This is a genomic window from Sphingopyxis sp. YR583 (assembly GCF_900108295.1).
Classification (GTDB): Bacteria; Pseudomonadota; Alphaproteobacteria; order Sphingomonadales; family Sphingomonadaceae; genus Sphingopyxis.
Window position 1 is genome coordinate 930,218 of the sequence record NZ_FNWK01000001.1, and the last position, 23,145, is coordinate 953,362.

The window sequence follows — 23,145 nt, forward strand, 5'->3', positions numbered from 1 at the left end:
GATCGATGGAATTCGCACTTGCACTGGTGGTTCTGGCGCTGGTGTTCCTGCTATGGGCGCTGACGCCCGTCCGGCAAGGCTATGCCTATACGATCGAACGTTTCGGTCGCTTTACGCACACCGCGCAGCCGGGGCTCAATTTCATCATGCCGATCTTCGACCGTGTCGGTCGCAAGGTGAACATGATGGAACAGGTGCTCGACATTCCGGGTCAGGAAATCATCACCAAGGACAATGCGATGGTCGCCGTCGACGGCGTCGTCTTTTTCCAGGTGCTCGACGCCGCAAAGGCCGCTTATGAAGTCAGCGACCTCTATCTCGCGATCATGAACCTGACGACGACGAACCTGCGCACCGTGATGGGATCGATGGATCTCGACGAGACGCTGTCGAAGCGTGACGAGATCAACACCCGCCTGCTGCACGTCGTCGACGATGCGACGACGCCGTGGGGCGTCAAGATCACCCGCGTCGAGATCAAGGACATCCGCCCGCCCGCCGACATTTCGAACGCGATGGCGCGCCAGATGAAGGCCGAGCGCGAAAAGCGCGCCAACATCCTCGAGGCCGAGGGCATGCGCGCATCGGAAATCCTGCGCGCCGAGGGTGAGAAGCAGGGCCAGATCCTCCAGGCCGAAGGGCGCCGCGAAGCCGCCTTCCGCGACGCCGAGGCGCGCGAGCGCGAGGCCGAGGCCGAAGCCAAGGCGACGCAGATGGTGTCGGACGCGATCGCCGGCGGCAATGCGCAGGCGATCAATTACTTCATCGCGCAGAAATATGTCGAAGCGGTCAGCCAGTTCGCGACCAGCCCGAATGCCAAGACGATCCTGTTCCCCGTCGAGGCGACGCAGCTCATCGGCACGCTCGGCGGCATCGGCGAACTTGCCAAGGACGCGCTGGAACGGAAGACGGGAGGCTGACATGCCCGAATGGCTGACGAACATGGAACCCCATTGGGCGTGGCTGTCGCTCGGCGTGCTGCTCGCCGCTGCCGAGATCGTCGCACCGGGCTTTTTCCTGATCTGGCTGGGCGCGGCCGCGATCGCCACGGGCGCGATCGCCTGGGTCGTCCCGCTCAGCATCCCGGTGCAGCTCGGGGTCTTCGCCATCCTGTCGTTCATCGCGCTCTACGGCGCGCGCCGCTGGCTGAAAGCGAACCCGATCACCACCACCGACCCGCACCTCAACCAGCGCGGCGGCCGTCTGATCGGTGAAGTGCTGACGGTGACCAAGGCGATCGAGGATGGCCGCGGGCGCGCGAAGGTTGGTGACGGCGAATGGCCGGTGCGCGGGCCGGACGTCGCCGAAGGCAGCAAGGTCCGCGTCGTCAGCGCCGACGGCAGCGTGCTGGTGGTCGAGCCGGCCTAACCGCCCTTTGGTCGCGAATAGATCGCGACCACATGACCCAATGCGTCGCTCTCACCGATGCGGCGAAAGCCGAGCTTCGCCGACACGCGCTCCGACGCATCATTGCCGGGGTCGATGATGCAGCGCACTTCAGTGGCATCGAGGTTCGCATCGGCCCAGCCCAGCGCGGCGCACATCGCCTCGGTCGCATAACCGGCACCCCAATGGTCGGCGTCGAACGCCCAGCCCGCCTCCGGAACCCCCTCGAGCTCTGGGATACCGCGGCCGAAATAGCTGAGCCCGCCCATGCCGACCAGCGCGTCGCTGTCCTTGTCGGCAAACACCCAATAGCCAAAGCCCATCACCGGCCACAGCCCCGCCGAGCCCAGAAACTTGCCCCAGCTTACGTCGGGCGCGCGCGGTTCGCCGCCGATGAAGCGCGTGACGCGTTCGTCGGCCCACATGGCGACATGCACGTCCTTGTCGGACAGGCGGCCCGGACGCAGGCGCAGACGGTCGGTTTCGATGACGGGGGGCGATGTGAACATCGTCCCGATGTGCCGAACCGGCGCGGGCCGGTCAATCCGGGTTCAGATAATGGTCGAACAGGTCGTGCAGCACCGCCTTGCCATCGACCTGTTGCTTGGCGCGCATCACGCCGAGCGTATCGACGCGCGTCAGCACGTCCACATGGCGCAGCACGGCATGATATTGCGGGCGGTCGTTGAAATCGTGGAACAGGAAGATGCAGTCGGGCTTGCAGTGGATGATCGCCTGCAACAGGCAGGCAACGCGAAAACGCCCGTCGATCAGCACCGCGTCGGGGCTTCCCTCCATGACGCGCCAGATATGCGTGTGATAGCGCGGCCAGTCGCGCAAGCGGCTTTCATCGACCGGATAGCCCCATTCGCCCACGGGGCCGATGTCGATATGAACGGGGGTGAATTCGACCGCCTCACGCGACACCTCGGCATGCACGCGGGTCAGCCAGGCCGGATCGCTGTCGACACTGACGATGCGCCGGACCTGCCGCGCCGCCACCACGGTACTGCCGCCGCACCCGAACTCGAGCAACGAAGACAGCCCCGCGAGCTGCAGTTCGAACTGCGTGACCTCGGCAGCGGTCATATGTGGTTGCATGGTCCCCTCCACCGTTGAAGGGATATGGGACGCGGACCGCGGCGTCCAGTCTGACAGTCATGGCAAAAGCGAAGTCTGTTTTGGGGTGGGAAGCAGACATGATTCACCCCGTTTTAAAGGCTCATTTTCTTTTGAGGTCGCCGATGCCCGACGGCAAAGTGCTGGTGAATGGATTGCTCGGATCGGTCCTATAGCGTTCAAGATCGTCGAGCCAATTGATGCGTTTTTCGATTTCATCGGTTACGGGCGCATCGGTCCTTTGGATCGTGACTTCCTTCAAAGCCACGCCATCTCCGAACGCCGATGCAAGGTCATTTGCATCAAGGCGCGTAAGGCTCATGGGGTCTCGTAGATCTTTAAATGTGACGAGTGCTGGAAGAGGGTTATCTAGTTTGGGTCGCCGAGTGACAGGCTTTACTGGCCAAAGCTTTATGATGGCATCGGTGGAATTGGGGGCCAGTTCGTCGAAAAGAAATGAAACATCCCGTCCTCCAAATTCATATTGTCCGTCCGCACCACTAACTAACGCAAAGAGTATTTTGTCCGGAGAGATCTCAACGACAACGGCCTCGCCGCGGACGCCAAAGCCAGTTCTATGTTCCCCAAGCATCGGTATTGGCGGCGGCGTGCGGATGCTAATTTCTCGCACGGCGTAACCGGTCTTCACGCCATCCGGCGTGTTCACCTCGACCGTCATCTTGTAACGATAGCGCTCCTCGCCAAGCAGTCCGTAACCGTATCCGGCAAGCACGAGTAAGGTGCCAGCAACCAGCAATCCCACCATCATTAAACAACCGCGCACGATATATCCCCTTTGTTTTCATCGATACGGTGGGAGACGCTTAAAATAGCCTAACGAGTTGAGTGGCTCACTTTTGTCCTGCAGCGTTGACGCCCCCGACAAGCTCACCAATTAGCGATCTCGTTGAGCCCGCTTCTGGCGGCGGCGCGAGGCTCGACAAATGTCCACTTTCGGTCGTGAGTGATCATTGCACGCCGTTGGCGAGTGATCGACCGAAATGGGGTGGGGAGCTGCCATCCCCACCTTCGTAATCCCGGGCTTGACCCGGGACCCGCCTTCCTCCCGCATGACGTCGAAAAGACAAGGCCGGCCCCGGGTCAAGCCCGGGGTGACGGGGAAGGTAACAGGCCGCTTCCGATCGTTAGCCGCCACCCACCTCAATCCCCCGTCCCCGACCGACGCCCCCACATGGCGTGGCCGCCGCCTAAATGATATGGCAGCGCGATGTTAACGCCGCTCTGGCCGCAGCGCCTGCTCGCCCTTCCCTTTCTGATCCTCGGCGGCTGGTGTCTCTTCGCACCGCATATGGTCGAACGGCTTTCGATCGCCCCCGACTATCGGCACCTCAGCACGACGAGCGCGCTGCTGATCGGCTGTTTCGGCGCACAGGCAGTGCTCGGCGGACTGTTCATCGCGTTCAGCCGCTGGACGCGCGGCACCTTCGCGATTTACGCCGCCGCGTTGCTGCCCTTCTTCTGGTTCAACTATTATTTCGTCTTCGTCGTGCCGGTGATGACGCGCTGGATGGCGCTCGACCTTGTCTCGAACCTCGTCATGCTCGGACTGTGCCTGTGGGGCTATCGCGTCGCCCCGCGAACGCTCGTGCCGGCCGGAAACTAAGGCCCCCGCAAAGGCGCAATCCCGGGAGGGGAGAGAGAGACCGTCCCGGATCGCGCCTTCGCGGGGGTTCAGGCTGCCGCCGCAGCCAGCTCGGGTTTCGACGAATGTGCCGGCATGATCGCGTCGGCATAATCGCTTTCATATTTTCCGATCAGCGCCCGGTCGTCATGGTTCCACGGGTGAAAGCCCGGCATGAAATAAGAAAGCCAAGGGAAGAAGCTCTTGCGCAGCACGCCGGGCGTGCCGAGCAGATACCACCAGATACGCGCCGTAACGCGCCAGCCGGTCAGGCCGTCCTGCTTGAGCAGCGCCTTCATCCCCTTCACCCGCTTCGGCCAGAAACGCGTGGTGACCAGGATCATCATCAGAGACTTGGCGCGCCAGCGCCGGAAGCGGCTCCAGTCCTTCGTCGCGTGGAGCCAGGTGTCATAAGCGACGCCCTTATGCTCGATTTCCTCGATCGCATGCCATTTCCACAGGGCGGCCCATTCGGGTTCGGCCCCGGCGTACATGCTGTCCTCGCGCAGCATCACCGCCGCCATCATCGCGGTGTAATGCTCGAGCGCGATCGTCGCCATCAGGTTGACGATCTGCGGCCGCGTCTTGATGAGGTCGAGAACCTGGTTCACATCGGCTTCGAGCTCGCTGAGGTCGTACCCCGCCTCCGCAGCCTTCTTGTTGAACACCACATGCTCGCGGCTGTGGATCACTTCCTGCTGCGTGAAGGCGCGGATTTCGCGCGCCAGCTTGTCGGGAACGCCCTCGCGATGCGCCTTCACCGCCTCGATGAACATCGCCTCGCCGCGCGGGAAAGTCACCGACAGCGCGGTATGAAAAGCCGAGGCGATCGGATCGCCATTGAGCCACCAGCGCCCCTGCCGGTCGTCGCGGCCAAAGCGCATGTCGCGCGGGGTGATCGAAAGGTCGGCGGGCGTGGGCAACCGGGAAAGACTGGACATATGGCGCATACCGTCGAAAAGGAGAGATGGGCCAGCAATAGGGTTTACTTACACATATGTCAATAGTGAAGAAGCGTTTGAGTCCCGAGGAAAGCCGTTCGGCCGCGCTCGAGGCCGCGCGCCAGATTCTTGTCGAAACGGGACCGGCGGCGGTGACACTCAAAGCCGTGGCGGCGCGGATCGACCGCACCCACGCGAACCTGCTCCACCATTTCGGCAGCGCCGCGGGGCTGCAAAAGGCCCTCGCAGCTTATCAGGCCGAAACGGTGTGCGCGACGATCGGCCAGAAAATGGCCGAATCGACGCCCGGCGAACGCAATGTGCGCGAGATCGTCGACCTCGCCTTCGATGCCTTCAACGAGGGCGGCGCGGGCGCGCTTGCGACATGGATGGCGGCAACGGGCAACGACGATGCGCTCGACCCGATCGTCGATGCAATCCACCGGCTGATCGACGGCATGGCGCCCGACGCGCATGAAAAACGGCTGATGCACGAGGATACGCTCGCGCTCGTCCTGATGGCACTCGGCGACGCCCAGCTCGGCGGACCGATGGCCGAGGCGCTCGACCTGCCACGCGACACGTCGCGCGTTCTGGCGACCGAACTCATCACGGGGCGGATCGCCAAATTCTGGGCCGAGCATGGCGGCAAGCCGCAGGACTAAGCCGCTGGCAATTTTGTTGCGCGCACGCTAAAGGGCCGCATTCCCCATCCCCGTTCGCATCGAGCGAAGTCGAGATGCTCCTCGGCTTGGCGCCATGCTGCGGGGTGTCTCGACTTCGCTCGACACGAACGGGGGAAAGCGTCTAGTTTTCTGTTTCCGCGCCCGAAGGCCCCACCATGCATTTCCTCGACCAAGCCAAGATCTTCATCAAGTCCGGCGACGGCGGCCCCGGTGCCGTGTCGTTCCGGCGCGAGAAATATGTCGAATATGGCGGCCCCGACGGCGGCAACGGCGGCAAGGGCGGCGATATCGTCTTCGAAGCCGTCGCCGGCCTCAACACGCTGATCGACTTTCGTTACACCCAGCATTTCAAGGCGAAGCGCGGCACGCCCGGCGCGGGCCGCGACCGCACCGGCGCGGGCGGCCCCGACCTCGTCATTCAAGTGCCGATCGGCACCCAGATCCTCGACGACGACGAGGATCGCAGCCTGCTCGCCGACCTCACCAAGGAGGGCGAACGCGTCCATTTCCTGCGCGGCGGCGACGGCGGCCGCGGCAACGCCAGCTACAAGACCTCGACCAACCGCGCCCCGCGTCAGCATGGCCCGGGCTGGCCGGGCGAGGAATTGTGGGTGTGGCTGCGCCTCAAGCTGCTCGCCGACGCCGGCCTTGTCGGGCTGCCCAATGCCGGCAAGTCGACCTTTATCAACGCGGTGACCAACGCGCAGGCCAAGGTCGGCGCCTATGCCTTCACGACGCTCCGTCCCCAGCTCGGGGTCGTCAGCCACAAGGGGCATGAATTCGTCGTCGCCGACATTCCCGGCCTGATCGCCGGCGCGGCGGAAGGCGCCGGCGTCGGCGACCGCTTCCTCGGCCATATCGAACGCTGCCGCGTGCTGCTGCACCTCGTCGATGCGAATGACGAAGATGTCGCGACCAGCTATCGCATCGTGCGCGACGAGCTCGAAGCCTATGGCGCCGACTTGGTCGACAAGCCGGTGATCGTCGCGCTCAACAAGACCGACACGCTCGACGACGAGCTGATCGCCGCGCTGTCGGCCGAACTCGAGGCCGAAAGCGGACGCCCGGTGATGGCACTGTCGGGCGCAAGCGGCGCGGGCGTGCCCGCCCTGCTCGACAAGCTGCTCGAGGCGATCGGCCATCCCGAACCGGGCGAGGACGAAAGCGAAGAAGACTCCGGCTGGTCGCCGCTGTAGGAACGAAACCCTACCGCTGGGAATTTCATGCGGAACAACAAGGATTTCGCATGACCGATCGCAACAGGCTTTCCGCGCTTCTCCTCGTCTCGTTGGTAGCGCTGGCCGCGCCAGCGCACGCACAGGAAGGTGATGGGGGCGGAGAAAAGCGCACGCGCATCATTCTCGGCCCGCAGATCTCGCCCACCTGGCCCGGCGCCGACAAGTTCAGCGTCGGCCCCTATGTCGACGTTTCGCGCACCCGCGAAAGCCAGTTCGAATATGAAGCGCCCGACGAGAGCTTCGGGTCGCCGCTCCTTCACTCGGGCAATTTCGCCTTTGGTCCGGCCTTCGGTTTCATCGGCAAGCGCAAGGCGTCCGATATCGGCGCCGATCTGCCCAAGGTCGGCCTGTCGATCGAGGCCGGCGCGTTCGGACAGGTCAATCTGACCCCCGAACTCCGCGTCCGTCTCGAGGGACGCAAGGGGCTGAGCGGTCACAAGGGCTGGACCGGCGAAATCAGCGCCGACTATGTCGCGCGGCAGGGCGACGACTGGCTCTTCTCGATCGGCCCGCGCGTGACGCTCGGCGACAGCAAATATACGCGCGCCTATTTCGGCGTGACTCCGGCCGCCGCGACCACCTCGGGGCTTCCGGCCTATCGCCCGGACGGCGGCATCCAGTCGGTCGGCGTGACCGCGGGCTACCACCGCATGCTCGGAAAAAATTGGGGTATTGCCGTCTATGGCCGTTACGACCGGCTCGTCGGCGATGCGGCGGACTCGCCCGTAACCCGCGAACTCGGCTCGCGCAGCCAACCGTCGGGGGGGATCGCGCTCAGCTATACCTTTGGCGGCAACCGCTAAGCCGGTTTGCCGGGGTGGGCGCCGCCCACCCCGTGCATCTTACAGACCGTCGAGGCCCTTGCTCACCAGAATATTGACCGCAACGCGGCGATTCTGGGCCTTGCCTTCGGGCGTGCTGTTATCGGCCGCCGGGTCGGCTTCGGCCATCCCGGTGGGGGTCAGCATGCGATAGGGCTTCCAGCCACAGGCCTGCTGCAGATGGTTGACGACGCGGCTCGCGCGCTTTTCGCTGAGTTCCTGATTGAACTCCTGGCTTCCCGTCGAATCGGTGTAGCCGACGACGAGCAGCAGCGCGTTGTCCATCCCGTCGGCCTGGCTTGCCGCAGAGCAGAGATCGGCCTTCGCCTGTTCGGTCAGCACGGCCTTGCCGGTGTCGAAGTTCACGTTGGTCGTGCCCTTGACATTATACTGGTCGATATCGCCCACGCGGCTGCGCAGCGCGTCGGTTGCGGCCGTCTGCTCGGCAAAGCGCTGGTCGGTGCCGGTGCGGATCATCGACGCGGTGCGAAGATCCTTGTTCTTCAGCGAAACCTGGCTCGCCGCGAGGCCGCCGCTCCACTGGAGCGTCTCGACGGTGACGGGCAGGCCGTTCAGCAGCGAATCCGCCGCCAGCTTGTTGCTGGCGAGGCCGAGGAAGCCGCCGCTGCCCTTGACGCGGGTTTCGGGGATGATCGACAGGATCGTGTTGTTGCCGTCGGCGGTCGTCACCTGAATCCGGCCTTCGCTGCGCGCCGAGATGATGCCTTCGACCTTGGGGCCCTTGGTCATTTCAGACGCGGGCGGAATCTGGGCGGTTACGGTCGCCATGACGTCGCTGCCCGATGCATCTTGGGCCTCTTGCGACTGCGCCGCTACCCCTATCGTGGCGGTTCCCGCCAGCATCGCCAGCGTCAGCAAAATTCTCGGACTCTTGGAAACGGCGCCCATATACTTCTCCTTCAAACTGCCGCCCGCGCAGGTGGGCCCGCGTATTCGCGTGGTCCGTTCTGGGACAAGATTACTCGCGGCAGGGGCGAAAGTTGCGCAGGCCATCGGGCGCACGGCACGGACGGCCGATAAAGCCGTGTCTGAAAAGCGTAATTTTTTTGGCCCGAAAATTTACGCAGGGAGAAATTCCGCGACATTTCGGAACGGCCGTCGCCCCTTCCGGCGCGGCGACGGCTCCCTCTCGTCGATCGATCTCCTGCTTGCGGAACCGATAATTACAATATATTGCGCAATATATTGTATAATTCGCATCGCAGGCAGGAAAACGAATGAATATTCGACATTGGGCACTAATCCTCGCCGCGACGGCATCCTCGTTGGTAAGCACCGCCGCAGCCCAGGACGCGCCGTTCACGGCCGCCGACAAGCGTGCCGTCGTCGAACAGCTCGGGCAAACGCTCGAGGCGAATTATGTCTTTCCCGAAAAGGCCAAGACCATCGCCGCGACGCTGCGCCGCCACCTCGATGCCGGCGATTATGACGCCGCGCCCGACCGGCGCGCGCTCGCGAGCAAGCTGACCGACGATCTGATCGCCGCATCGAGCGACCTGCATTTCGCGGTCGGGGTCGATCCCCTATGGGTTGCCGACTATGCCGCAAAGCAGGATCCCGCGCGCGTCGCCGCACTGCGCGAAGAGGAACGACGCGACGAGGCGCGTAAGAATTTCGGCTTTGCCGGGCTCCGTTATCTCGACGGCAATATCGCCTATATCGACCTGACGCACTTCGCCGACCCCGAACTCGGCTATGATGCCGCCGCCGCGGCGATGCGCTTTATCGAGAATGGCGACGCGGTGATTTACGACCTGCGCTACAATAATGGCGGCCATCTGGAGATGGCGCAGCTCCTCGCAAGCCAGCTTTTTCGCGGCGACAAGGATGTGGAGCTGTTCGACTATTATTACACGCTCGACGGCCGCCGCGTCGAACGCGGCCAGTGGGTTCTCCCCGCGCTCCCCGCGAAACGCCTGACAGGAAAACCCGTCTACGTTCTGACGGGTTCGACCAGCTTTTCCGCCGCTGAATGGTTCGCCTACACGTTGAAGAAGCTCGGCCGAGCGACACTGGTCGGCGAACGCACCGCAGGCGGCGCGCATCCGGTCGACCGCAAGCCCGTCGGCACCGACTTCTTCCTGCAAGTGCCGATCGGCCAGATTCGCGATCCCGTCGATCGCAGCGATTTTGAGGGGCGGGGCGTGACGCCCGATCATCCGGTCGCGTCCGCCGATGCGCTCGCCGTCGCGCACCGCCTCGCGCTCGCCGATTTGGCGAAGGCGGACCCGGCGAAACGTGCCGAGGCCGACTGGCTCGCGCCCGAACTCTCCAAACGCCCCCAGCCATCGGCCACCGCGCTCAAGGCCGTTGCCGGCCGTTACGAAGGACGGCGCATCGACCTTGTCGACGGCAAATTGCTCTACACCTGGCGCGGCCGCTTCCGCCTGATGCTCGAACCGCTCGCCGGCGACCTGCTCGGACTTGAGGGGGTGCGCGACTTCCGCTTCCGTATTGTGCGCAAAGGCGGCAAGGTCACCGCGCTCGAACGCATCGACCGTGACGGAACCACCCAAAGCTATGCCCGCCTCGACTGACATATCGACCGATCTCGACGATATCACCTTCCTCGGCCGCCTCAGCGAAGCGCTGAGCCAGCGGATCGAGGAGCAGACGCGTCCGCTGTTCGACGACGCCGGCATCACCGTCCCCGTTCGGTCCTGCTCGCTGCTCGCGGCGTTGAACGAGGCGGGCGAAGCCACGGCCGCCGACCTCGCCCGCAAGCTCGGCCAGTCGCACCAGCTGGTGATCCAGAAATGCCCCGCGTTGCTTCGCCTCGGGGTCATCACGCAGCACGCCGACCCCGCCGACGCGCGGCGCAAGATTTTCCGGCTGACCGAAACCGGCCATGACCAGCTCCGCCGTATCGATGCCTATAGTGTGCGGATCAGCGAGGTGTATCGCGCGCTCTTCGAAGAGGTTGGCGACACCCATGGCGCGATCCTGAAAACGCTGCGCGCGCTCGCCGAAAAACCGCTCGGCGAACGGTTCAAGCGATAGTCAAAGGCTACGGCACATCACCAGCGCATCGACGAAACCCAGCGACGGATGATCGAACGCGCCCGGCAGGCGGCCGACCATTTCGAACCCCAGCGACTGCCACAATCCGACCGCGCGAACATTGCTGCTGACGACGAAATTGAACTGCATAGCGCGAAAGCCGCGAAGCTTCGCATGGTCGATCGAATGCAGCGCCATCGTCCGCGCAACCCCGCGCCCGGTCGCAGCGGCGGCGGTCATATAGCCGGCATTACAGACATGGCGCCCGCCGCCCGCCTGATTCGCGCGCAGATAATAGGTGCCGAGGACGACACCTTCGCCTTCGGCGACGAACGTCTCTTTGTCCGCCCCGAACCAGTAAGCGAGCGCATCGGCCTCGCGCATGTCGCGATCGAGCGTATAGGTCTCGCCCGCGCGGATCACCGGCTCCAATATGCGCCAGATCGCGGCGGCGTCCGCATGGGTGGCCGGCCGGATGATCATTGGAACGGCGCGAGTATCTCGTCGGTCACCCGCAGCGGCCGGCCGCTCGCCTTGTCGAGCAGCGCCCACACCGTCCGCGCCCGGACATGCACCTTCCCGTCGGCGCCGGTGAACTCCATGAAGCGGTCGAACTTCGCCCCCTGCGGCTTGTCGGCGACCCACGTCCGCGCAGTCACCGTCTCGCCGGGGCCGAGCGCGCGCAGATAATCGATCTCGTGCCGTACCACGACCCAGACAAAAGCGTCCTTGTGGCCCTGCGGCGCCGCAGCGTCCCAATGCCCCGTCGCGACCTGCTGGATCCACTGGACCCAGACGGCATTGTTGACATGGCCCAACTCGTCGATGCTCTCGGGCGTCGCGGTAAGTTCGAGCGTGAACTCCCTCATGCGAGTTCGACGGTGGTCACCATATAGCCCGCATCGCGCAGCGAGGCGACGAGGCTGTCGAGATGCTCGCGGTCGCGCGCCTCGCACTCGATGTCGGTGATCAGGCCCTTCGCCGGCAACGTGGTGAAGATCCGCTGGTGATAGATTTCGATGATGTTGACCTGCTTCTCGTCGAACAGCTTCATCACCTTGAACAGCGCGCCCGGACGATCCTGCAAGCGGATGCGCAGGCGCGCGATACGCCCCGAACGCGCGAGGTCGCGCAGCAGCACGTTGGCGAGCAGGCGCGTGTCGATATTGCCGCCGGTCAGCACCAGCCCGACCTTGCGCCCCTTGAACTCTTCCGGATGCGCGAGCATCGCCGCAAGCCCTGCCGCGCCAGCGCCCTCGACCACGGTCTTTTCGATCTGGAGCAACAGGCTCACCGCACGTTCCAGATGCCGCTCCGCCACCAGCACGATATCGTCGTTGAGGTCGGCGACGATCTTGCGCGTGTAGGCACCCGGTTCCTTCACCGCGATGCCCTCGGCCAGCGTATCGCCCTCGCACGCCATATCGACGCCGTTCAGCTCGGCATACATCGACGGGTAAAGCTCGGCCTGCACACCGATCAGCCGCATGTCGTTCTTGATCCCGCGCGCCGCGGTGCCCATGCCGGCGAGCAGCCCGCCGCCGCCGATCGGCACGATCAGCGTGTCGAGTTCGGGTACATCCTCGAGCATTTCGAGCGCCACCGTCCCCTGCCCCGCCGCGACATGCGGATGGTCGAAAGGATGGACGAAGGTCAGCCCGCGCTCGACTTCGAGCACGCGCGCGTGCGCATAGGCATCGTCGAACGTCTCGCCGTGCAGCACGATCGTCGCGCCATGGCTCGCGGTCTGCGACACCTTCACCTGCGGCGTCGTGCTCGGCATCACGATCGTGACGGGTACGCCAAGGCGCTTGCCATGATAGGCAAGGCCCTGCGCATGATTGCCCGCCGACGCCGCGATCGCGCCGCGCGCCTTGGCTTCGTCGCTGAGCAACAGCAGCGCATTGAGCGCGCCGCGCTCCTTATATGCTGCGGTGAACTGGAGATTTTCGAACTTCAGCCAGACCTCGGCACCGACCAGTTCGGACAGCGTCTGCGAATGCAGGGTCGGCGTCCGCACGACCGCGCCGTTAATTCGCCCCGCCGCCGCGCGCACATCGTCCAATGTGAGTGCCGGAAGATCGGCAGCGGGGGTCAGGGTGAGTTGATCAGTCATAGCGGTGCGGCCCTAGCCCATCTGGCGCGCGAAGCAAACAATGCTATGGACCGCGCATGAGCGAACAAAAATTGCGCATCACATTCATCGGCACCGGCGTCATGGGCGGACCGATGGCGGGCCATCTCGTCAAGGCGGGGCATGCCCTCACCGTCTATAACCGCACGCGCGCGAAGGCCGACGCGTGGGTGGCGCAGCATGGCGGCACCGCAGCGGCGACCCCGGCCGAGGCGGCGGCGGGTGCCGATGTCGTCCTCACCTGTGTCGGCAACGACGACGATCTCGCACAGGTCACTTTGGGCCGCGACGGCGCGTTCAAGGTGATGAAGAAGGGCGCGCTGTTCGTCGATCATACAACCGTCTCCGCGCGCATCGCGCGCCAGCTTTCGGTCGAAGCCGATGGGCTCGGCCTCCTCTGCCTCGACGCCCCGGTCTCGGGCGGCGAGGCTGGCGCGCAGAACGGCACGCTCTCGATCATGTGCGGCGGCAGCAAGGCCGCGTTCGACGCCGCCGAACCCGTCATGCAGGCCTATGCCGCGCGCATGGTGCATATCGGCGGCCCCGGTGCGGGACAGACGACCAAGATGGTCAACCAGATCGCGATCGCCGGCGTCATTCAGGGACTGTCCGAGGCCCTCCGCTTCGCGCAGGCATCGAAGCTCGACACCGACAAGGTGTTCGAGGCCGTCTCGGGCGGCGCCGCGGCGAGCTGGCAGATGCTCAACCGCTGGGGCACGATGGCGAAGGACGAATTCGACTTCGGCTTCGCGGTCGACTGGATGCGCAAGGATCTGGGCCTCGCGCTCGACGAAGCGCGCGTCAACGGCGCGACGCTCCCCGTCGCCAGCCTCGTCGACCAATTTTACGCCGACGTGCAAAAGGCCGGGGGCGGGCGAAAGGACACCAGCTCGCTCGTGACGAGGCTGCCGAAGTGAAGCGCCTGTTGCTGGCCACGCTGGGCCTCACCCTCACCGCCCCCGCGCACGCCGATACGCTCGTCGACAATGTCAACGGCATCACGCTCGACAAGGACGGCAAGCTCGTCCGCTTCACCGGGCTCGTGATCGACACGCAGGGCAAGGTCAAGCAACTGCTCGACCGCAAGGACAAGCGCCCCGAACGCCCCGATTTCAAACAGGACGGTCAAGGCAAGACCCTCATCCCCGGGCTGATCGACGCGCACGGCCATGTCATGGGGCTGGGCTTCCAGCTCATGCTTCTCGACCTGTCGAACACCAGCAGCCTCGCCGAGGCACAGGCGGCGATCCGCAAATATGCCGCCGAAAATCCCGAAATGCCGTGGATCATCGGCTCGGGCTGGAACCAGGAGAAATGGGGCCTCGGCCGCTTCCCGACCGCCGCCGATCTCGACGCCGCGGTGCCGAACCGCCCCGTCTGGCTCGAACGCGTCGACGGGCACGCTGGCTGGGCGAATAGCGCCGCGATGACCGCCGCGAAGATCACGCCCGCAAGCAAATCGCCCGAGGGCGGCCGCATCGAAATGGAGGGCGGCAAACCGAGCGGCGTCTTCGTCGACGCCGCAATGAGCCTCGTCGACAGCGCCAAGCCCAAGCCGCTCGCGCGCGACCTCGACCGCGCGCTGTATCTGGCGCAGCAAAAATTGCTCGAACAGGGCATCACCGCGATCGCCGACATGGGCACCAGCATCGCCGACTGGCAGGCGTATCGCCGCGCCGGCGACAAGAAACAGCTCGCGGTGCGCATCCTCAGCTATGGCGGCGACATCGACAATATGGCGATCATCGCCGGGTCCGAACCGACGCCCTGGCTCTATGACGATCGCCTGCGCATGGTCGGGGTGAAGCTCTATCTCGACGGTGCCTTGGGCTCGCGCGGCTCATGGCTGAAAGCCCCGTACAGCGACGCACCGGGTCAGAAGGGCCTGCCTTTGCTCACCCCGGCGCAGCTCCGCAACAAGATGGTGCGCGCGTCGATGGACAAGTTCCAGGTCGCGATCCACGCGATCGGCGACGCCGCCAATGCCGAGGCTCTGGGCGCGATCGCCGACCTCACCGCCGACCTGCCGGGCGAACGCCGCTGGCGGATCGAACATGCACAGATCATCGATCCGCTCGACATTCCGAAATTCGCCGAGCTGAAGGTAATCGCGTCGATGCAGCCCGTCCACCAGACGAGCGACCGCGTGATGGCCGAAGCGCGCCTCGGTCCCGATCGCCTCAAGGGCGCCTATGCGTGGCGCAGCCTCGAAAAGGCGGGCGCCCGCCTCGCCTTCGGGTCCGACGTTCCGGTCGAGAGTGCGAACCCCTTCCCCGGCATCGCGGCCGCCATCTCGCGTACCGATACGAAGGGCGAGCCCTTCGGCGGCTGGCGCCCGGAGGAAGCGGTCAGCCGCGAAACCGCGCTCGACGGCTTCACGCGCACCGCTGCTTTCGCCGGTTTCGCAGAGGATCGCATCGGCACATTGATGCCCGGGATGCGCGCCGACTTCCTGATCGTCGACGCCGACCCGATGCTCGCAAGCCCCGACGAGATCCGCCGCATGACCCCGCTCGAAACATGGATCGGCGGCTATCGCTATTACAAGAAGAGCGAGGGCGCGACCGTTGGCCGCTGATACGCCGACCCGCCGTGCGCTATTGACCGGGCTCGCGGCGCTGCCCGTCGCTACCGCCGCTGCAGCGGCCGAGCGCAAGGAACGCCGCTCGAAAAAGCGCAAGCCCGCCAAACCGAAGGTCCAGCATGTCGACGTCGCGATCATCGGCGCGGGCGTGTTCGGGGCATGGAGCGCATGGCATCTGCTCCGCGCGGGCAAGTCGGTGCGCCTGTTCGACGCCTATGGCGCGGGCCATGCGCGCGCGTCGTCGGGCGGCGAGAGCCGCGTCATCCGCATGGGCTATGGCGCCGACACCATCTATTCGGAGATGGCGCGCGAATCGCTCAAATATTGGAAAGACCTCTCCGACAGCGCGAGCGCGCCGATCTTCCAAAACACCGGCGTGCTCTGGTTCGCGCCGCAGGGCGACGCCTATACCGCGCAGTCGCTGGCATGGCTGCAGGCGAACCGCGTCGGCCACGAGCATGGCGACGTCAGCTGGCTCCAGAACAAGTACCGCCAGATGCAATTCTATCAGGGCGAAACCGGCATCCTCGAAACCGAGGCGGGTGCGCTGATCGCCGCACGCGGTGTGCAGGAACTGATCGCCGACGCGCAGATCGAGGTCGAACGCGTCGTCATGCCCGCGCCGCTCTTCTCGAAAAAGACGAAGCTCCACACGCTGCCCGACGGCGGCACCGCCGACCATCTCGTCTATGCCGCGGGCCCGTGGATCGCCGAGCTGTTCCCGCAGCAGTTGATGAACAAGATCGTCGCAACGCGGCAGGAGGTCTATCATTTCGGCGCGCCGCAGGGCGACGCGCGCTTCGCTCCGCCCGAACTGCCCGTCTGGGCCGACAACAGCAATGGCGGCATCTTCTATGGCATACCCGATCTCGAAGGCGCGGGCTTCAAGATCGCCATCGACCGCCACGGCCCGCGGATCGATCCCGACACGATGGAACGCACGCTGACCGCAGAGGGCATCGCCGAGGCGCGCGCCTACATGGCGCGCCGCTTCCCCGGTCTTGCCAATGCGCCCCTGATCGGCGGACGCGTCTGCCAATATGAGAATAGTTCGAACGGCGATTATCTGATCGACCGCTTCCCGGGGCAGCAGCATGTCTGGCTCGTCGGCGGCGGATCGGGGCATGGGTTCAAAAACGGCCCCGCGGTCGGCAAGCGCGTCGCGGCGCATATCCTCGATGCGAACCTTGCGGTCGAACCGCGCTTCAGCTTTGCGACCAAGAGCACGACCGCCGCCCGGACAGTGTTCTAGCTTTTACGACGGGGGACAGGGTGCGCCTTACCGACTGCCATAATATCGACGATTTCCGCGCGCTCGCGAAGCGCCGCCTGCCATGGCCGGTGTTCGACTATATCGACGGCGCCGCCGACGACGAGGTAACGCGCCGCCGCAACCGCGCGGCGTTCGACGATTGCGACCTCATCCCGCGCGTCCTCGCCGGGGTCGAAAGCGTCGACATGCGGACGACCCTGTTCGGCCGAGAAATGGCGATGCCGCTCTTCCTCTCGCCGACCGCGCTCCAGCGCCTGTTCCACTGGCAGGGCGAGCGCGCGGTGCTCCGCGCCGCCGCGAATACGGGCACCGTCGCGGGCATATCGAGTCTCGCGACAATCAGCCTCGCCGAAGCGGGCGCGCTGACGAGCGGCCCCAAGCTGTTCCAGCTCTACGTCCACCACGACGAGGGGCTGAATCAGGCGATGCTCGACGCCGCGCGCGACGCGAAATTCGACGCCGTCGCGCTCACGGTTGATACAATAGTCGGCGGCAACCGCGAACGCTGCCTGCGCTCGGGCTTCACCTCGCCGCCGCGCTTCACGGCGTCAAACATGCTGAGCTACGCCGCCAAACCCGGCTGGGGGCTCAATTATGTCCTCCGCGAAAAATTCAGCCTGCCCAATCTTGCGACGCATGTCTCCGAAGGGTCGAGCGTGCCCAAGTCGGTCGCCGAATATTTCACCTCGATGCTCGACCAGAGCCTCGACTGGAAACACGCCGAGGCGATCCGCAAAAAATGGGACGGCCCCTTCTGCCTGAAGGGCATCGTCGCGGTCGAAGACGCCAAGCGCGCCGCCGATATCGGCGCCACCGCGATCATGGTGTCGAACCATGGCGGGCGCCAACTCGACGGCAGCATCTCGCCCTTCGATGCGCTCGCCGAAATCGTCGATGCGGTCGGCGACAAGGTCGAGGTGATTTGCGACGGCGGCATCACGCGCGGCACACATGTGCTCAAAGCGCTGTCGGTCGGCGCCAAGGCCTGCTCGGGCGGCCGCCTCTATCTCTATGCGCTCGCCGCGGCGGGCGAAGATGGCGTCGCCCGCGCGATCGCCCTGCTCCGCGCCGAGATGGAGCGCGGCATGAAATTGATGGGGGCAAATACCCTCGCGGATCTCGGCCCCCATAATTTGCGCTGGCGGTAGGAAACTCCTCCCTGCACCGACGGTACAGGGAGGATTGTTCGTTTACGCCGCCACCGGCTCCTCCTTCTTGCCGATCCCGCCCCAGTCGATGTTGCGCGTCATGTACATCACCCCGGCAAGGGCAAAGAACATCAGCACCGACCCGATGAGCAGCGCATAGGCTTCGAGGTTGAGCAAGGTGTAGAGCAGGGCATAGAGCCCGATCAGCATCGCCGCGAGGAAACGCGCTCGCTTCCAGCTCTTCAGCACCGCCGCGCTATAGAAGGTCAGCAGCCCGATGATCGCCGCCGACGCCACCATATAGGCGGGCATGAACCCGATTACTTCGGCGAACGCCAGCAACAGCACGAAGAACAGCACCAGCGCGATACCCGTCAGCAGATATTCGGCCGGCGCGACCTTCGCGCCCGCGATGATGTCGAACATCAAAAAGGCGACGAAGGTGAAACCGATGAACAGGAAGCCATATTTGATGCTGCGATCGACCTGGCTGTAGAGGTCGACGGGTTCGATCAGGCTGATCGCGACCGCCTTCGCGGTGCCGCCCGACGCTTCGCCCGTATTGCCGCTGCCCGCGGCCTCGACGGCCACCGGCTCCATATAGACTTCGCGCGGGCCATAGCTGGTCGTGACCGGCGGCGACAGATCGCCCGTCAGCACCTGCGCCTGCCCCAGGGCGAGGTTCGGGATCGCATAGGTCGCGGTAAAGCCGCTGCCCTTCACCTCGCGTTTCGCCGGCAGGAAATCGCCGCCGAAGCTCGGGTTCGGCCAGCTCGACTTCACCGTCCAGCGCGTATCGACGCCGCGCGGGATCAGCTTGAAATCACCGAGCCCGCGCACGCCGATCTTGTAATCGACCTTCATCGGCGCCGCGGCGCTCCAGTCGACGAAAGCGAAGGTGCCCGAATTGCCGGTCGAGAGCAGCCCCTTGCCGGGCTGGAGCGCGAGCGGCGTGCCATCGACAGTCAGGCTATTGCCATCCACCAGCCCGCGCGCGTCGCTGATCCCGAGCCGCACTTCGGCGCGATCGAGCATCAATGCCTCGCGGCTCACGCCGTACCGCGCAATGTCGGCGGGCAGCACGAACTCGGCATGCCCCGCGATCTGGCTTTCATAGACGACGGTTTCGTAAATCGCCTTCTTGCGCTTTTCGGGCTTGATGACGACGTCGGCCTTGTTCGTCTGCGGCGACAGATAAAGGTTGCGGATCGTGTTCACCGTCCGCGTCACATCCTTGCCATTCTCCTGCACCGTCGTCGTTTCGGTCGCCCGGTAAGGAATGACGATCACCGGTCCGGCGATCGTCTGTTGCCCGCCCCAGCCCTGTCCGATCGAGGCCTGCGCGGTTTGCGCCTGCTGCTGGCGATCCCAGAGCAGGCCGTAAATCATCAAAAGGGGAACCATCAACGCAACCGCGATCAGCACCGCGACGACCAGCTTTATGCCGGGACTTCGCTCGCTTCGCGCAGGCGGGATGGGGGGAACGGAAACGCCTTGAGTCATGGGGGATAAACTCCGCTGCTTCAACTCGTCGATGAAATTGCACGGTTCACCGATGCGGTCAAGCGCGTTGCGGCGAAGCGCGCGGGCATGAAAAAAGCGGCCTTTCGGGCCGCTTTTCCGTCCGCTTGTCCTGAAATGAAAGGGGGGCGGCCTCCCCCGAAGCCGCCCCCCGCCCGGCGTCAGAATGCTGCGCCGAGCGAAAAGACGACCGCACCGTCGGCCCCCACCGACTCCTTGTAACCGCCGAACTTCGGCGCGTCGGTGTTGACATAGGCGACCCCCAGCGTGAGCACCTTCCAGGTGAAGTCGACGCCCACCGAATAGTCGACTACCTCGCCGTCGAGTCCACCGAGGAAGCTGTCGCTCTTGGCATAGCCAAGGTGTGCCTTCAGCTTCACCGGCGTGTCGGGAATCTGCACCCCGACATCGCTGTAGAGATAGACGGCGCTCGCATCGCCGAGCGAATCCTGCCCGCCCGGCGCCCAAGCGATGCCGCCCTTGACCGCCGCCGGACCGATCGCGCCGGTCAACGAGGCATAGGGTTCGATGACCGAGGTGTTGGAGGAGCCCGGATAGAGATAGAGCGTCGCGCCGACGTCGGCGGTCAGGCCGGACGAGACTTCCTTCGCGAAACCGGCAAAGACGTCGATTTCGGTGCCGTTGTTGAAGCCGATGCTCGACCCCCAGGTGCCGACATAGAGGCCGCTGTCATGGCCGATGGTGAAACCGCCCTGGATCGCGGCCTCTTCATTCGACTGGCTGAAGCCGCGGAAACGATAATCGCTGACGACGGTGGCGCTGCCGGTGATGGTGATGCCGTCGCCCGATTCTTCTTCCTGGGCGTGGGCAGTGGCGGGAAGCGCTGAAACGGCAATGAGCATGCCAAGGCATGCGCGGGAAAGATTTTTCATGGACAGATCCCTGTATCAAGATTGATGGATCGTCCCTGCCTGCCGCTCGACTGCCAGCCTCTTTTCGGGCCGATCCGGTCTTGCGTGACACTTTTGTTGACCAAATTGCTGCGCTGCACAAACAAAAAGTCGACACCCGCATATTTTCGCGCTTCTTCGCCCTGCGATGCGACTTTTTTGCAACATTTCGGCGCGGAAAACCGGCACGAAAAAGGGGACGGCCTCCCCCGAAGCCGCCCCCTTCGCGCGTGGTCGCTGACCCGTCAGGCGTTCAGAAAGAAACGCCCAGCGTAAAGACCACGGTTGGATCGTAAAGCGTGTCGAACGCCTTGACGCCCGTCTTCTTGATGTCGGTGTCGACATATTGGACCGAGAGCGTCGCGGGGCCGACGGCATAGGAAGCACCAAGCGACCAGTCGATATAATTACCGTCGGGCGCGGTCAGCGCCAGCGAACCGTCGGCATAGCCGACGCCCGCGTTGAGCGTGATCGGCGTGTTCGGGACACCGAACCCCAGACCGAGGTTCAGATACAGGCTGTCGTCGCCCAGCGATTTCTGGTCCCAGGCATAGGCAACGGTGCCGGTCGCCGACAGCGGACCGATGTCGTGCGACAGCTTGCCGATCGCCTCGAAATAGTCGGTCGGCGCACCGCCGTCATGGCTGCCCGGATAGGTGTACCAGGTCACGCCGACGTCGATCGACGTGCCCGGCGCGATCTCGGTCGCATAGCCGCCATAAAGGTCGAGCTCGAACTTGCCATAGGCGTCGCTGTCGGGAAGCGACGACCCCCAGGTGCCGACGTAAAAGCCGCTATCGTGGCTGAGCGTCAGCGTCGGCTGCACCGCGACCTTTTCGTTCGACAGCGAAATGCCGCGAAAACGATAGTCGGAGGTGACGGAAATACCGCCCGAAAGCGTGAGCGGGCCGCTGGCCCCTTCCGCTTCATCCTGGGCGAAAGACGGCGTCGACATGGCGGACGCAGCGAGCAACGCGCCGCAACACAGCTTGCCAAAAAACTTCATTGGGTGATCCCCCTCGATAAACGGATCGTCCCGCCTGCCGCGCGTGTTCACGCCTCTTCATTCGGGCCTGTAACGACGTACCCGCGCAAAGTTGCGCATTCTGCGGGGACTCACAATAAAAATTGCTCGAATGTTTCGAATCTGTGTCAAACTGTGTCTTTCCCGCAACAATCCACTTGTCACGTGCTTCGCTTTGCCAAGCGGCGCCTGCACGGCTAAAGAGCAACGCATATCTCCCTTTGTCCGAGCCCCATTTATGAGCGACCATAATCCCGGCCTGCGCCCCTGGCGCGACATTGCGCGGCGCGAATGCCGCCAGATCATGGTCGGTAACGTCCCCGTCGGCGGCGGCGCGCCGATCAGCGTCCAGACGATGACCAATACGCTGACCAGCGATCCGGTCGCGACGATCGACCAGATCCGCCGCTGCGAAGAGGCCGGCGCCGACCTGATCCGCGTCTCGTGCCCCGACACCGATTCGACCGCCGCGCTTGGCCAGATCGTCCGCGCATCGCGCATCCCGATCATCGCCGACATCCACTTCCACTACAAGCGTGCGCTCGAAGCCGCCGACGCCGGCGCCGCCTGCCTGCGCATCAACCCCGGCAATATCGGCAGCAGCGAGCGCGTCGGCGAGGTCGTCCGCGCCGCGAAGGCCAATGGCTGTGCGATCCGCATCGGGGTGAACGCGGGCAGCCTCGAGAAGGATTTGCTCGAAAAATATGGCGAGCCCTGCCCCGAAGCGCTCGTCGAAAGCGCGCTCGACCATATCAAGCTGCTGCAGGATCACGACTTCCACGAATATAAGGTCGCGGTGAAGGCGAGCGACGTCTTCCTTGCGGTCGCCGCCTATGCGCAGCTTGCCGACGCGGTCGACTGCCCGCTTCACCTCGGCATCACCGAAGCCGGCGGATTGATCGGCGGCACCGTCAAATCGGCGCTCGGCATCGGCAATCTCCTCTGGGCCGGCATCGGCGACACGATCCGCGTCAGCCTCTCGGCCGAACCCGAGGAGGAAATCCGCGTCGGCTATGAAATCCTGAAATCGCTGGGTCTGCGCACGCGCGGCGTCCGCGTCGTCTCCTGCCCCAGCTGCGCGCGGCAGGGCTTCGACGTCATCCGCACCGTGCAGGCGCTCGAAGACGCGCTCAGCCACATCAAGACCCCGATGTCGCTCTCGGTCCTCGGCTGCGTCGTCAACGGTCCGGGCGAGGCACGCGAGACCGACATCGGCATCACCGGCGGCGGCAACGGCAAGCATATGGTGTTCCTGTCGGGCGTCACCGACCACCATGTCGAGGACGCCGACATGATCGACCATATCGTCAAGCTGGTCGAAGCGAAGGCGGCCGAAATCGACGCGGGCAGCGCGGTGAGCATGGACACGCTCCACGGCAAGGCGGCGTGACGACGAAATCCGACATCGTCATCGAACCCCCGGTCGCCCGCAAGGCGGCCGCGACCGGTGCCTCGGCAACCGGCGCCGCCGCACTGGGTGCGGGGCATGTCGCCGTCCTTGCCATAGGCGCCTTCGCGCTCGGCGCGTTTGCCGTCGGCGCCCTCGCGATCGGTCGCCTCCGTATCGGCAGCGCGCGCATCCGCAAGCTTCGCATCGACGAGCTTGAGGTCGGAAAAATCGTTCGAATCGGTGACGACAGGCGCTGACGCCGCCGCTGGCTTGACGCTTTCCACTAGCCGCCACGTACCGCCTCGA

The 23,145-nt window shown here is 64.7% G+C and carries 25 protein-coding genes; 14 read left to right on the forward strand and 11 right to left on the reverse strand.

Features of this window, described 5'->3' with window-relative positions:
* The first annotated feature begins 5 nt into the window (after positions 1 to 5).
* Positions 6 to 920, forward strand: a complete 915-nt coding sequence (locus BLW56_RS04270) for an SPFH domain-containing protein (protein WP_093509386.1) — start codon at positions 6 to 8, stop codon at positions 918 to 920.
* A gap of 1 nt (position 921) precedes the next feature.
* Positions 922 to 1,368, forward strand: a complete 447-nt coding sequence (locus BLW56_RS04275) for an NfeD family protein (RefSeq protein ID WP_093509387.1) — start codon at positions 922 to 924, stop codon at positions 1,366 to 1,368.
* Here BLW56_RS04275 and BLW56_RS04280 read toward each other — a convergent pair.
* The 3 genes from BLW56_RS04280 to BLW56_RS20330 all read right to left on the reverse strand — a co-directional run bounded on the left by BLW56_RS04280 (position 1,365) and on the right by BLW56_RS20330 (position 3,271).
* Positions 1,365 to 1,895: a GNAT family N-acetyltransferase gene (locus BLW56_RS04280; protein WP_093509388.1), complete on the reverse strand. Its 531-nt coding sequence runs from the start codon at positions 1,893 to 1,895 to the stop codon at positions 1,365 to 1,367. The genes BLW56_RS04275 and BLW56_RS04280 overlap by 4 nt on opposite strands.
* Before the next feature lie 31 nt (positions 1,896 to 1,926).
* A complete protein-coding gene (locus BLW56_RS04285) occupies positions 1,927 to 2,487 on the reverse strand; it encodes a hypothetical protein (RefSeq protein ID WP_256203296.1) in 561 nt (186 codons plus the stop codon).
* Positions 2,488 to 2,608: 121 nt separating this feature from the next.
* Positions 2,609 to 3,271 carry a hypothetical protein gene (locus tag BLW56_RS20330; protein WP_218140486.1) on the reverse strand — a complete coding sequence of 221 codons (663 nt, stop codon included), beginning with the start codon at positions 3,269 to 3,271 and terminating at the stop codon, positions 2,609 to 2,611.
* A 462-nt stretch (positions 3,272 to 3,733) separates the two neighbouring features.
* Here BLW56_RS20330 and BLW56_RS04295 point away from each other — a divergent pair, with 462 nt between their 5' ends.
* Positions 3,734 to 4,129 carry a hypothetical protein gene (locus BLW56_RS04295; protein WP_093509391.1) on the forward strand — a complete coding sequence of 132 codons (396 nt, stop codon included), beginning with the start codon at positions 3,734 to 3,736 and terminating at the stop codon, positions 4,127 to 4,129.
* 68 nt (positions 4,130 to 4,197) lie between these two features.
* On the opposite strand, the gene BLW56_RS04300 is transcribed toward BLW56_RS04295, so the two are convergent.
* Positions 4,198 to 5,088: a metal-dependent hydrolase gene (locus BLW56_RS04300; protein WP_093510782.1), complete on the reverse strand. Its 891-nt coding sequence runs from the start codon at positions 5,086 to 5,088 to the stop codon at positions 4,198 to 4,200.
* A 56-nt stretch (positions 5,089 to 5,144) separates the two neighbouring features.
* Here BLW56_RS04300 and BLW56_RS04305 point away from each other — a divergent pair, with 56 nt between their 5' ends.
* The 3 genes from BLW56_RS04305 (at position 5,145) to BLW56_RS04315 (ending at position 7,815) form a co-directional block, all read left to right on the forward strand.
* Positions 5,145 to 5,753: a TetR/AcrR family transcriptional regulator gene (locus BLW56_RS04305; RefSeq protein WP_093509392.1), complete on the forward strand. Its 609-nt coding sequence runs from the start codon at positions 5,145 to 5,147 to the stop codon at positions 5,751 to 5,753.
* 176 nt (positions 5,754 to 5,929) lie between these two features.
* A complete protein-coding gene (gene obgE, locus BLW56_RS04310; RefSeq protein WP_093509393.1) occupies positions 5,930 to 6,970 on the forward strand; it encodes a GTPase ObgE in 1,041 nt (346 codons plus the stop codon).
* A gap of 50 nt (positions 6,971 to 7,020) precedes the next feature.
* A complete protein-coding gene (locus tag BLW56_RS04315) occupies positions 7,021 to 7,815 on the forward strand; it encodes a MipA/OmpV family protein (protein ID WP_093509394.1) in 795 nt (264 codons plus the stop codon).
* Positions 7,816 to 7,854: 39 nt separating this feature from the next.
* On the opposite strand, the gene BLW56_RS04320 is transcribed toward BLW56_RS04315, so the two are convergent.
* Complete coding sequence (locus BLW56_RS04320) at positions 7,855 to 8,742, reverse strand: OmpA family protein (RefSeq protein ID WP_093509395.1); 888 nt, start codon at positions 8,740 to 8,742, stop codon at positions 7,855 to 7,857.
* 329 nt (positions 8,743 to 9,071) lie between these two features.
* Here BLW56_RS04320 and BLW56_RS04325 point away from each other — a divergent pair, with 329 nt between their 5' ends.
* On the forward strand, positions 9,072 to 10,391 hold the full coding sequence (locus BLW56_RS04325; RefSeq protein WP_093509396.1) for a S41 family peptidase: 1,320 nt from the start codon (positions 9,072 to 9,074) through the stop codon (positions 10,389 to 10,391).
* Positions 10,375 to 10,854, forward strand: a complete 480-nt coding sequence (locus BLW56_RS04330) for a MarR family winged helix-turn-helix transcriptional regulator (protein ID WP_093509397.1) — start codon at positions 10,375 to 10,377, stop codon at positions 10,852 to 10,854. The genes BLW56_RS04325 and BLW56_RS04330 overlap by 17 nt, the downstream gene beginning before the upstream one ends.
* Here the strand turns inward: BLW56_RS04330 and BLW56_RS04335 are convergent, their stop codons facing one another.
* The 3 genes from BLW56_RS04335 to BLW56_RS04345 are packed head-to-tail and all read right to left on the reverse strand — an operon-like array spanning position 10,855 to position 12,970.
* Positions 10,855 to 11,337, reverse strand: coding sequence for a GNAT family N-acetyltransferase (locus BLW56_RS04335; RefSeq protein ID WP_093509398.1), 483 nt, complete (start codon positions 11,335 to 11,337; stop codon positions 10,855 to 10,857). It lies immediately after the preceding gene.
* Positions 11,334 to 11,723 carry an acyl-CoA thioesterase gene (locus BLW56_RS04340; protein WP_093509399.1) on the reverse strand — a complete coding sequence of 130 codons (390 nt, stop codon included), beginning with the start codon at positions 11,721 to 11,723 and terminating at the stop codon, positions 11,334 to 11,336. Before BLW56_RS04340 ends, BLW56_RS04335 begins: the two co-directional genes overlap by 4 nt.
* Positions 11,720 to 12,970, reverse strand: coding sequence for a threonine ammonia-lyase (locus tag BLW56_RS04345; protein ID WP_093509400.1), 1,251 nt, complete (start codon positions 12,968 to 12,970; stop codon positions 11,720 to 11,722). Before BLW56_RS04345 ends, BLW56_RS04340 begins: the two co-directional genes overlap by 4 nt.
* 56 nt (positions 12,971 to 13,026) lie before the next feature.
* On the opposite strand from BLW56_RS04345, the gene BLW56_RS04350 reads away from it, so the two are divergent.
* From BLW56_RS04350 to BLW56_RS04365, 4 genes are read left to right on the forward strand one after another with little or no spacing between them, the layout of a single operon-like run.
* The gene (locus tag BLW56_RS04350; RefSeq protein WP_093509401.1) at positions 13,027 to 13,905 is read left to right on the forward strand and encodes an NAD(P)-dependent oxidoreductase; all 879 of its coding nucleotides are present in this window, start codon (positions 13,027 to 13,029) and stop codon (positions 13,903 to 13,905) included.
* Complete coding sequence (locus tag BLW56_RS04355) at positions 13,902 to 15,566, forward strand: amidohydrolase (RefSeq protein WP_093509402.1); 1,665 nt, start codon at positions 13,902 to 13,904, stop codon at positions 15,564 to 15,566. The genes BLW56_RS04350 and BLW56_RS04355 overlap by 4 nt, the downstream gene beginning before the upstream one ends.
* Complete coding sequence (locus BLW56_RS04360) at positions 15,556 to 16,824, forward strand: FAD-dependent oxidoreductase (RefSeq protein ID WP_177175810.1); 1,269 nt, start codon at positions 15,556 to 15,558, stop codon at positions 16,822 to 16,824. Before BLW56_RS04355 ends, BLW56_RS04360 begins: the two co-directional genes overlap by 11 nt.
* Before the next feature lie 20 nt (positions 16,825 to 16,844).
* Positions 16,845 to 17,993, forward strand: a complete 1,149-nt coding sequence (locus BLW56_RS04365; RefSeq protein WP_093509404.1) for an alpha-hydroxy acid oxidase — start codon at positions 16,845 to 16,847, stop codon at positions 17,991 to 17,993.
* 42 nt (positions 17,994 to 18,035) lie between these two features.
* Here the strand turns inward: BLW56_RS04365 and creD are convergent, their stop codons facing one another.
* The 3 genes from creD to BLW56_RS04380 form a co-directional block, all read right to left on the reverse strand.
* The gene (creD, locus tag BLW56_RS04370; RefSeq protein ID WP_093509405.1) at positions 18,036 to 19,496 is read right to left on the reverse strand and encodes a cell envelope integrity protein CreD; all 1,461 of its coding nucleotides are present in this window, start codon (positions 19,494 to 19,496) and stop codon (positions 18,036 to 18,038) included.
* Positions 19,497 to 19,675: 179 nt separating this feature from the next.
* A complete protein-coding gene (locus BLW56_RS04375; protein WP_093509406.1) occupies positions 19,676 to 20,407 on the reverse strand; it encodes a TorF family putative porin in 732 nt (243 codons plus the stop codon).
* A gap of 271 nt (positions 20,408 to 20,678) precedes the next feature.
* A complete protein-coding gene (locus BLW56_RS04380; protein ID WP_093509407.1) occupies positions 20,679 to 21,431 on the reverse strand; it encodes a TorF family putative porin in 753 nt (250 codons plus the stop codon).
* 256 nt (positions 21,432 to 21,687) lie between these two features.
* On the opposite strand from BLW56_RS04380, the gene ispG reads away from it, so the two are divergent.
* Together ispG and BLW56_RS04390 are read left to right on the forward strand one after the other, a co-directional pair.
* Complete coding sequence (gene ispG, locus BLW56_RS04385) at positions 21,688 to 22,839, forward strand: flavodoxin-dependent (E)-4-hydroxy-3-methylbut-2-enyl-diphosphate synthase (protein WP_093509408.1); 1,152 nt, start codon at positions 21,688 to 21,690, stop codon at positions 22,837 to 22,839.
* Positions 22,836 to 23,096, forward strand: coding sequence for a hypothetical protein (locus BLW56_RS04390; RefSeq protein WP_256203297.1), 261 nt, complete (start codon positions 22,836 to 22,838; stop codon positions 23,094 to 23,096). The genes ispG and BLW56_RS04390 overlap by 4 nt, the downstream gene beginning before the upstream one ends.
* The last annotated feature ends 49 nt before the right edge of the window (positions 23,097 to 23,145 follow it).